9 protein-coding genes are annotated in these 9,634 nt (G+C 64.7%); 3 read left to right on the forward strand and 6 right to left on the reverse strand.

All coding sequences use genetic code 11. The features are described 5' to 3' along the window. Nucleotides 1–120 precede the first annotated feature (120 nt). Complete coding sequence (gene nagA / locus H0U68_RS02435; RefSeq protein WP_296352574.1) at nucleotides 121–1,260, forward strand: N-acetylglucosamine-6-phosphate deacetylase; 1,140 nt, start codon at nucleotides 121–123, stop codon at nucleotides 1,258–1,260. Then, nucleotides 1,250–2,260: an SIS domain-containing protein gene (locus H0U68_RS02440; RefSeq protein WP_296352581.1), complete on the forward strand. Its 1,011-nt coding sequence runs from the start codon at nucleotides 1,250–1,252 to the stop codon at nucleotides 2,258–2,260. Before nagA ends, H0U68_RS02440 begins: the two co-directional genes overlap by 11 nt. Nucleotides 2,261–2,288: 28 nt before the next feature. Here the strand turns inward: H0U68_RS02440 and H0U68_RS02445 are convergent, their stop codons facing one another. From H0U68_RS02445 to H0U68_RS02470, 6 genes are all read right to left on the reverse strand, one after another. Beyond that, nucleotides 2,289–3,980: an ABC transporter ATP-binding protein gene (locus tag H0U68_RS02445; RefSeq protein ID WP_296352575.1), complete on the reverse strand. Its 1,692-nt coding sequence runs from the start codon at nucleotides 3,978–3,980 to the stop codon at nucleotides 2,289–2,291. Then, the gene (locus H0U68_RS02450) at nucleotides 3,967–5,634 is read right to left on the reverse strand and encodes an asparagine synthase C-terminal domain-containing protein (protein WP_296352576.1); all 1,668 of its coding nucleotides are present in this window, start codon (nucleotides 5,632–5,634) and stop codon (nucleotides 3,967–3,969) included. The genes H0U68_RS02445 and H0U68_RS02450 overlap by 14 nt, the downstream gene beginning before the upstream one ends. Then, nucleotides 5,631–6,194 carry a lasso peptide biosynthesis B2 protein gene (locus H0U68_RS02455; RefSeq protein ID WP_296352577.1) on the reverse strand — a complete coding sequence of 188 codons (564 nt, stop codon included), beginning with the start codon at nucleotides 6,192–6,194 and terminating at the stop codon, nucleotides 5,631–5,633. Before H0U68_RS02455 ends, H0U68_RS02450 begins: the two co-directional genes overlap by 4 nt. Before the next feature lie 68 nt (nucleotides 6,195–6,262). Continuing rightward, entirely contained in the window at nucleotides 6,263–6,400 is a 138-nt protein-coding gene (locus H0U68_RS02460; RefSeq protein ID WP_296352578.1) for a hypothetical protein, read from the reverse strand. Between the two features lie 392 nt (nucleotides 6,401–6,792). Further along, nucleotides 6,793–7,212, reverse strand: a complete 420-nt coding sequence (locus H0U68_RS02465; RefSeq protein WP_296352579.1) for an organic hydroperoxide resistance protein — start codon at nucleotides 7,210–7,212, stop codon at nucleotides 6,793–6,795. 51 nt (nucleotides 7,213–7,263) lie between these two features. Next, complete coding sequence (locus H0U68_RS02470) at nucleotides 7,264–7,710, reverse strand: MarR family transcriptional regulator (protein WP_296352580.1); 447 nt, start codon at nucleotides 7,708–7,710, stop codon at nucleotides 7,264–7,266. Nucleotides 7,711–7,795: 85 nt separating this feature from the next. Between H0U68_RS02470 and H0U68_RS02475 the strand changes: the two genes are divergently transcribed. Continuing rightward, nucleotides 7,796–9,634, forward strand: a 1,839-nt coding sequence (locus tag H0U68_RS02475) for an MFS transporter (RefSeq protein ID WP_296352582.1), incomplete at its 3' end; no start/stop codon positions are given.

Below are 9,634 nucleotides of genomic sequence, written 5' to 3' on the forward strand. Positions count from 1 at the left end.
GCCTGCCGCGCTTCGGCGCCGGGTCACGCCGCCGCTGCAGGCGGCCGATGCCGGCGCGCTGATGCTGCTGCAGCGCGCATTGGCGCCCCGTACCTCGCAATCGTTGCCGGAGGAGGCGCTGTGACGCGGCCGCGCGAACTGGAAGGCTGCATCCTCACGCCGCAGGGCTTCCTGCAGGGCGGGATCGCCTGGGACGCGGCCGGCCGCATCACGGACATCACCGGCAACCCGATCGCGGAAGAGTCGGTGCGGCAGGGAGCGGGCGACATCCTGCTGCCCGGCTTCATCGACCTGCACGTGCACGGCGGCGCCGGGCGCGACATCATGGAAGGCGGCGACGCCGCGCTTGCCGTGGCGCGCTGCCACGCGCGGCACGGCACCACGGCCTTGCTGGCGACCACCATGACGGCGCCCACCGCCGACATCGAACAGGCGTTGCGGGCGGTGCGGCCGCTGTGCGACGAACGCGTGCCCGGCGCCGCCCGCGTGCTTGGCGTGCACCTGGAAGGGCCCTACATCAACCCCGGCAAGCTCGGCGCGCAGCCGGACCACGCACGGCCGTTGTCCATCGCCGAATTGAATCGGCTGAACGCCATCGCGCCGATCCGCCTCGTGACGCTGGCCCCCGAGATGCCCGGCCACATGGAGGCGGTGGCGCCGCTGACCGCAGCGGGCTACTGCGTGCAGCTGGGCCACACGCTGGGCAGCTACGAGCAGGGCCGCGATGCCCTGGCGCGCGGCGCGCGCGGCTTCACGCACCTGTTCAACGCCATGACCGGGCTGCACCACCGCGAACCCGGCATGGTGGGCGCGGCGCTGGCGCATGCGCACTACGCCGAATTCATCCCGGATCTGCTGCATGTGCACCCGGGCGCCATCCTGGCTGCGTTGCGCGCCATTCCCTGCGCCTACTGCGTCACCGATTCCACGGCCGCCGCGGCCATGCCCGACGGCGACTACCGCCTGGGCTCGCACACCGTCACCAAATGCCTGGGGGGCGTGCGCCTGGCCGACGGCACGCTGGCTGGCTCGGCGCTGACCATGGACCAAGCGCTGCGCAACCTGGTCGAGCGGCTCGGCCTCGGGCTGGCCGACGCCTCGCGGCGCGTGTCCACGCATGCGGCGGACTACCTGGGCCTGGCCGACCGCGGCCGGCTGCAAACGGGAGCCTGGGCCGACGTGGTGGTGCTGGACCATGAACTGGCGCTTCGCGGCGTCGTCATCGAAGGGAGAACGGTTGACATCCAACATGCTGACTGAGGCGCGCGCGGCACCCGAGGCCGTGGCGCGGCAGCTCGCGCACGACGTGCAGACCTATGCGGAACTGGGCGCCTGGCTGCGCGAGCATGCGCCGACCTCGCTGCTGACGGTGGCGCGCGGCAGCTCGGACCACGCGGCGCATTACATGGCCTACCTGGTGATGGCGCGGCTGGGCCGGCTGGTGACCTCGCTGCCGATGTCGCTGGTGACGCTGTACCAGTCGCGCATCGAATGCCGCGGCCTGGCGGCGTTCGCGTTCTCGCAGTCGGGCCAAAGCCCGGACCTGGTGGAGCCGACGCGCTATTTCCGCGAAGGCGGCGCGGCCACGGTGGCGCTGGTGAACGAGGCGCATTCGCCGCTGGCCGAGTCGGCCCAATGGCTGCTGCCGCTGCATGCCGGCCCCGAACAGAGCGTGGCCGCCACCAAGAGCTTCATCGCGCAGCTGGCGGCCGGCGCGCGGCTGGCGGCGGTGTGGCAGGACGACGGCGCGCTGCGCGCGGCGCTGCATGGCCTGCCGGAGGTGCTGCAGCAGGCCGCGCAGGCCGACTGGTCGGCCGCGGTGGAGCCGCTGGTGGATGCGGACGGCTTGTTCGTCATCGGCCGCGGCCTGGGCCTGCCGATCGCGCAGGAGGCGGCGCTGAAATTCAAGGAGACCTGCGGCCTGCAGGCCGAGGCGTTCTCGGGTGCGGAGGTGCAGCACGGGCCGATGGCGCTGATCGGCGAAGGCTTTCCGCTGCTGGTGCTGGCGCCGCGCGGGCCGGCGCAGGCCGGGCTGCTGGCGCTGGCGGACACCCTGCGCGAACGCGGTGCCGCCGTGCTGCTGGCTGCGCCCCACGGAACGCCCGGCGCGCAGCTGCCCATCGTGGAGACCGGGTCCGAGGACCTGGACGTGATCTCGGCGATTCAGAGCTTCTACCCGATGGTGGAAGCTCTGGCACGCGCGCGCGGCTTCGATCCGGACCGCCCGCCCTACCTGAACAAGGTGACGCGCACGCAGTAGCCGAAAACGGGCGCGTCGTGGCACGCCATCAGGCACGCAGCAGCGTCGCCGGAGGCGACGTTCCAGCCCCCGCCAACTCCAGCACACGGTCATCCGCGCCGATAACCGCCAGCCGGTGCGTCACGGCAATGACGGTTGTGGTGCGTGCGATATCCCGCAGCGCGGTGAAGATGCTTCGTTCGGTGTCCTCATCCAGTGCGGAACTCGCCTCGTCCAGCAACAGGAGCCTGGGATGCCCGATCAGCGCGCGGGCAATCGACAGGCGCTGCCGTTCCCCGCCACTGAGAAGCTGCCCGCGCTCACCAATCACGTGATCCAGGCCGTCCGCCAAGCTGCCGACCTTGGCAGTAAGCTGCACTGCGCGCAGGACTTCCATCACTTCCTCGTCGGCGAAACTGCGGCCGAACAGGATGTTCTCGCGAATGCTCAGATTCATCAGCATCGCCTCCTGGGGAACATACCCCAGGGCTGACAGATACGAATCACCTTCGATGTGGGCCAGTTCCACTCCCGCAACCGTGACGGAGCCCTCATAGCGATCGTTGAGCCTCAGCAGAATCTGCAACAGGCTGGACTTGCCTGCACCCGACGGCCCAACGATGAAGTTCAGCGCGCCGGGCCCGAACCTCGCCGTCACGTCGAGCAGGACGGGGTCGCCAGGCGCATAGGAGAAGCCAAGCCGCGCCATGTCCACTTGAGGACACGCTGCGCAAGGAAAGACAATGCTGCCGCGCGTGACATTTGCAGCATGTCGGTGAAGCTCTTGCTGGAGCGGCTGTGCCAGGCCATGCGCCACGATGAAGTCGCGCAGCGAGGTGCCGATCATCTCGAAAGGCCGATTCAACTGCATGAGGATCATGCTGACCAGCACCACCTGATTGAGTAGATCGGAGCCTTGGATCGTCCAGACCAGCATTGCGAAGATGCTCGCATACTGCACAAACATCAAGATCGACTGAACACCAGCGTACCGAAGCCGCATGCCAAAGAATTTATTCCAGTACCGGCTGGTGTCTTCCGAATAGCGGTCATACAGCGCGGATACCCAGTCCCCGGCGCGGAAGATCTTCACCGTGACAACGTTCGATACCACGTTTCCAAGTAGATTCGCACCGCTCAAGGTGCGCTCATTTGCGCGTTCCTGATAAGCCGTGGTCACTTTGTTGCTAACCAAGGTCAGCCAGATGGACGCAACTCCATACACGATGACGAACACAGCCACCGACCAGCTGACGTAGCCTGCGATGGCGCCAAACGACAATATGATGTCAGCGGCGCCGGACAGAAGAACCATCATGAACATCTGCACGTAGATCTTGTTGGACGTGTGCAGGTTCTGCACCATCGCGGAGATCTTTGCGCCGCTGTTTTCCACGAAGATGGAACTTCGAGCTTGCAGCAGGCGCGCCAGGACGTCCTTGTTCGCTTGGTGGCGCACGGCCTGGTCCAGGCGATTCATCAGAACCAGCTTGACGTCCTGCAACAGCCGCGACGCGGCGACGGTCACGGCAAAGGCGAGGAAATAGACAACCAGCTCGGTGCGTGACACTTCGCCAATGCGCTGCAGGGCATGCGCAAACACCAGCGGCCCGCCGACGGTAGTGGCTGATGCCGCGACAGCCGCGGCGGTGAACAGCGCCAGCGTCAGCTTCGCATTCCGCAGGCACGCACCAAGGATGTCCTTTTGCATCGGCGGCAGGAACGTTTCAATCAGCCTCATACATCCTCATCCAATCGGCCACTGTCGTTGCGCTGAGCAGTGCACCAGCCGTTTTCTCATCAACGGGCTGCTTCATGGCGGCGATGAGCCGGTTTTTCGAGATCAGATGGTACCTGCATGCGGCGCTGTGCAACAGCCGTGAAGCCAGCGCCTCGTGATCAAAACGCTCACGCGGATCTCGCGCCGCGCCTTTGCTCGTGCGGTGGTAAATGATTGCTGGCAAGTCGTCCTTGAACGCCTCGCGCTGGAGCGCCCGGTCGCGGCCACCCGCGAAATGGTGCGCACGTTTCGCGCGCAGAGCGGCGCGGATCAGCGGCCAAAACACGAAAGGCTTGCGTTCCGTGACCGGACATTCTCGAAATTGAATGCGGTTGAGTTCGGCCATGCGCATGCCGACGAATTGGAACAGTCTACTGATCCGCAGCTTGCGTAGCCGCGACATATGGGGAATGAGTTCCATGTTGGCGGATGGTTGCAAGTCCGACAGTGGATTGGCTTGGATCGCCGTCGAGCCAAAGAAGCGATCGCGGTACTGCTGTTCGATACGCCTCGTCACCACTTCACGCGCGATGCTCCACACTGAACAACGTTCCTGCATGGCCAGGACCATGGACGTCAACAACGCCTCGCGCGCCGTCGGCGCCTCGCGCATCATCTCGCGGGCAATGTATGTGCGGCGCGTTCGCAGGAACAGCTGGTCGCCGCCGTCCCCGGTCATGACCGTGACCGAACCGCTTGCGCGCGCATGCTCGAACATCTGGCCGACCGTTGCAGCCGCGGATGCCATCTTGCACGGACGAGCCATGGGCGCCATCAGTTCCGGGGAAAGGCTCTCCATCCTTGCCCATGCATGGGTATCGACCAAGGTTCCGCTCGCACCCACGTGGCTGGCGAGTGCCTCGAAGAAGATGCGCTCGTCGCCGTGTGGATCCTCTTCGGAATAGCTGTTGATCAGCGAGAGCGGCGCCCCTGGATGAAGAGCGGCGGCCGCCACCGTCAATACCGACGAGTCCAGCCCTCCAGACGCTTCAATGCTAAAACGGTGCGAACACGGCCGGGTTTTGTGCGCGACGCTGCGGACAATGAGCGACCTGAACTGCTCCAACTCCCGTTCGTAGTCCGTTTCGGTGCTGCATGACAGTTTCAGCACTTCACCTGCCAGGAGATCGATTTGCTGCGGTGTCCCCCCATCCAGGCAGAGCAGGACCGAGCCACTGAGAAGTTCGCATATTCCCTGGAAACCGGTCCGCGGTGACACGAATGCGCCCGCGAGCACTGTCGTCGCCAAGTAGTCCAGATCGAATAGCGGTGGTGCTTCCACCAGTCGGCGAGGTAATTCCAATCCGGCCCATGCGTCTACCGCATCGTGGTGCAACTGGTAATACACGGGCAATTCGGAAAATGCCGGGCGAAGCAAGGCGAAATCTGCTTTTTTGCGGATAGCCAGCACGGCGTCACCTGCATAGCGGGAGTGCAAGTGCGCAGCTGCGTTCATGATCGTCATGCCTCCCAGATCGCTTGCGGAAAGCTCCACAGCCTCGCCGGTGTTGACCGATACGAGTTCGCCTGCGGCGACAACCTCCATACCGTCCGGGGCGACGGCAAGCGACAGGGGACCCGCTTGCTGCAGCAGCGATTCGATGTGGAACTTCACAGGTCCAACCTCGCGATTTCCGTGTATTCCTCCACTGCCTGCTTGCGATCGTTGAGAACAAGCTGTCCCGACTGCACCCACGCATGGGCTTTAAATGGCGGTTGGACGACGCCGAGGTGAAAGGACAGTGGCGTCACATATTGACGCAGAAACAGAGCGCAGCCAACGGAGTCTTGCAGACATAGCGGGCGGCGTGGCCGAAGATTGCGCAGATGCTGAAACATGGCCGCGCAGTGCTCCACATCCCGGGGCTGGGCGGAGCGGTGCCTGCCTTCCGGTGTCATGCGCAGCAACGCGAGCTGCTGCTGGATCGGGGCGTTGCGGATGCGCCATGCTCGCCAAGCAGAACGCATGAAGTGGAGCAGCATGCCATTTTTGGGGATGAGCGTGTCCAGGATAAGAGAGCTATCCTGCAGCTGCGCCGCTGCTTTTGCTTGTTTCAGGCGCCTCTCGCTGTCAGGCGCGCATCTTCCCGCGAGATATCGGTTGCGCGCCAAGTCAAGGTAGAGCCACCTGCCATTCGACCAAGCGCCAAGCATCAAGGGATCATCACTTTTCATCTAACACTCCGAACGCCATCGAACACGGGAAGGGCCGAAGCCCTTCCCCGGTTGCAACCGAACAGGCGTTAGTAGCGCTTGTCGTGCGTGGCGATCTCGTAGACGCTGGTGAACTCGTAGCCTTCGGTCAGCTCGGTCGCTTCCCCCAGGTCAACGATGTTTTCGGACTCATCGGCCAGTTCGATATACGTGTCGATTTCTCGCATGATTTGCTCCTTGTCATTGCGTCACCAACAGCGGCGACAGGCAAAAGATAGCGCACTAAATTCCAATTCAGAGCAGAAGGCAATGATGGATTTGTGGAATTGATTGTCGCATTCAATAAGCAAACAGAGTAAGAGAATTTAGCAATCTACAAGCTCTCAATACCGCCTTTGTACGCTTGTAAAAAAGGCGAGGCATGAGTGGGTTGCTATATCTTCACGAATTTATTCTGTTTTCTATCGCGCACAGCACAGTTAAAAAAACAATGAATTACTTGATATCACCCTAATCAATTCATTTAAATAAAACTTAGTTAATTGATTTAAAATGTCGGAATAAACAAGCACCGTTAGGTTTGAAGCGGCGCCCTTCAACAATGAACGCCGAAAGGCGCTCAGACCAACGTGATGGTCACGTCGATGTTGCCGCGCGTGGCGTTGGAATACGGGCACACCTGGTGCGCCGCGTCCAGCAGCTGCTGCGCCGCGGCGCGGTCCATGCCGGGCAGGCTGACGTTCAGGCGCGCGGCGATGCCGTAGGCGCTGCCGGTCGGGCCCAGGTCCACTTCGGCATCCACAGCCAGGTCGGCCGGCAGGGCCGCCTTGGTGCGGGCCGCCACGGCCTTCATGGCGCCGATGAAGCAGGCCGAATAGCCGGCGGCGAACAGCTGCTCGGGATTGGTGCCCGTGCCGGCGGTGCCGGGCGAGGACAGCTGCACTTCCAGCCGTCCGTCGTCGCTGCGGGCGTTGCCGTCGCGGCCGCCGGTGGTGTGCACCTTGGCGGTGTAGAGGACTTTGTCGAGGGTGGTGGTCATGGAAGTTTCCTTTGTTGGAGAGCGTGGTTGGAGAAGAAAAGAAGAGGGCGGTCAGCCGGCGAGCCGCGCGCGCAGCTCCTGGATGCGGCCGCGCAGTTGCACCACTTCGGCCAGCGGCAGGCCAGTGGCGGCCAGCACGCAGCCGGGGACCTTTGCGGCCCGGGTCTTCAGGCGCCGGCCGGCGGCGGTGAGGTGGATGTGCACGCGGCGCTCGTCGTCCACGGCGCGCAGGCGGCCGATCAGGCCGAGGGCTTCCAGGCGCTTGAGCAGCGGCGTGAGGGTGCCCGAGTCCAGCGAGAGGCGCTGCCCGAGTTCGGACACGGCGAGGCCGTCGCCCTCCCACAGCACCAGCATGGCCAGGTACTGCGGATAGGTGAGGCCCAGTTCGGCCAGCAGCGGCTTGTACAGCTTGGTCATGGCCAGCGACGCCGAATACAGCGCGAAGCACAGCTGGTTGTCCAGCTGCAGGGCGGCATCGGGAGAAGGTGTCGTCGGCATGGGTTGAATCATAGCGTGCAATTGAATTGTGCGAAATTTAAATGAGCAAGATCGGGCGCCGCGCTAGACTCCTCCCCGCATGAGCATGGACCAGGACCACCCCAATCAGTTCGCGTTGCTGCGCCAGCGCCGCTTCGCGCCCTTTTTCTGGACGCAATTCACAGGCGCGGCCAACGACAACCTGTTCAAGTTCGCCTTCACGGTCATGGTGACCTACCAGCTGCAGGTGGCCTGGCTGGCGCCTTCCATGGCGGGACTGGTCATCGGCGCGCTGTTCATCCTGCCGTTCCTGCTGTTCTCGGCCACCAGCGGGCAGCTGGCCGACAAGTACGACAAGCGCACCCTGATCCGGCTGGTGAAGTGGCTGGAGGTCGGGATCATGGTGCTGGCCGCCTGGGGCTTCTTTCGCGCCGACGTGGCGGTGCTGCTGGCCTGCACCTTCCTCATGGGACTGCATTCCACGCTGTTCGGCCCGGTGAAGTTCGCCTACCTGCCGCACCACCTGGGCGAGCGCGAACTCACCGGCGGCAACGGCATGGTGGAGATGGGCACCTTCGTCGCCATCCTCCTCGGCAGCCTGGCCGGCGGCCTTCTCGTGGCGTTGCCCGGGGTTGGCGCGCACTACGTCGCGGCCGCGTGCGTCGGGCTCGCGGTTCTCGGCCGCCTGACCGCGCAGGCGGTGCCCGCATCGCCCTCGACCGACCCGGGCCTCGTCATCAACTGGAACCCGGTGAGCGAGACCTGGCGCAACCTCCAGCTCGCCCACGACAACCGGGTCGTCTTCCGCTCGCTGCTCGGCATTTCCTGGATGTGGTTCTTCGGTGCCGCCTTCCTGGCCCAGTTTCCGGCGTTCGCCAAGTCGGTGCTGCACGGCGACGAGCAGGTCGCCTCGCTGCTGCTGGTCGTGTTCTCGGTCGGCATCGGCATCGGCTCGCTGTTGTGCGAGGTGCTTTCGCGCCGGCACGTCGAGATCGGCCTGGTGCCGCTCGGCGCGATCGGCATGAGCGTGTTCTCGGTCGACCTCCACTTCGCCGCGCGCGGCCTGCCGCCGTCGGCGGGCTACGGCCTCGGCGCCTTCCTCGCCGAGCACCGGCACTGGCGGGTGATGGCCGACCTGTTCCTTCTCTCGCTCTTTGCCGGCCTCTACAGCGTGCCGATGTATGCGCTCATCCAGATGCGCTCGGCGCCGAGCCACCGGGCGCGCATCATCGCCGCCAACAACATCCTCAATGCGCTCTTCATGATCGCCAGCTCGCTGATCGTCGGCGGCCTGCTGAGCGCCGGGCTGACGATTCCGCAGGTGTTCCTCGTCATCGGCCTGCTCAACGCGGTCGTGGCCTTCTACATCTTCATGCTGGTGCCGGAGTACCTGCTGCGCTTCGTCGCCTTCGTCACGGCGCGGCTGATCTATCGCTTCAAGGTGCGCGGCGACGAGCACATCCCCACCGAGGGCGCGGCGATCCTGGTCTGCAACCATGTGAGCTTCATCGATCCGGTGCTGCTGATGGCGGCGAGCCCGCGTCCGATCCACTTCATCATGGATCACGAGATCTTCAAGCTGCCGGTGCTCGGCGCCTTCTTCCGTCTCGCCAAGGCGATCCCGATCGCGCCGCAAAAGGTCGATGCGCCGATCTACGACCAGGCGTTCGCGCAGGCGCGAAAGGTGCTCGACAACGGAGAGCTGCTCTGCATCTTCCCCGAAGGCGCGGTCTCGCGCGACGGCGAGCTGGCCGAGTTCCGGCCCGGCGTGATGCGGCTGCTGGCATCGAACCCGGTGCCCGTCGTGCCGCTCGCGCTGCAGAACCTGTGGGGCTCGTTCTTCTCGCGGGCCGGGGGCGCGGCCATGCGCCAGCCGTTGCGCCGCGGCCTCTTCAACCGGGTGGGGCTGGTGGCCGGCGACGCCGTTGCAGCGGCTTCGGTGACG

This window comes from Ramlibacter sp. (assembly GCF_013697775.1).
GTDB lineage: Bacteria > Pseudomonadota > Gammaproteobacteria > Burkholderiales > Burkholderiaceae_C > Ramlibacter.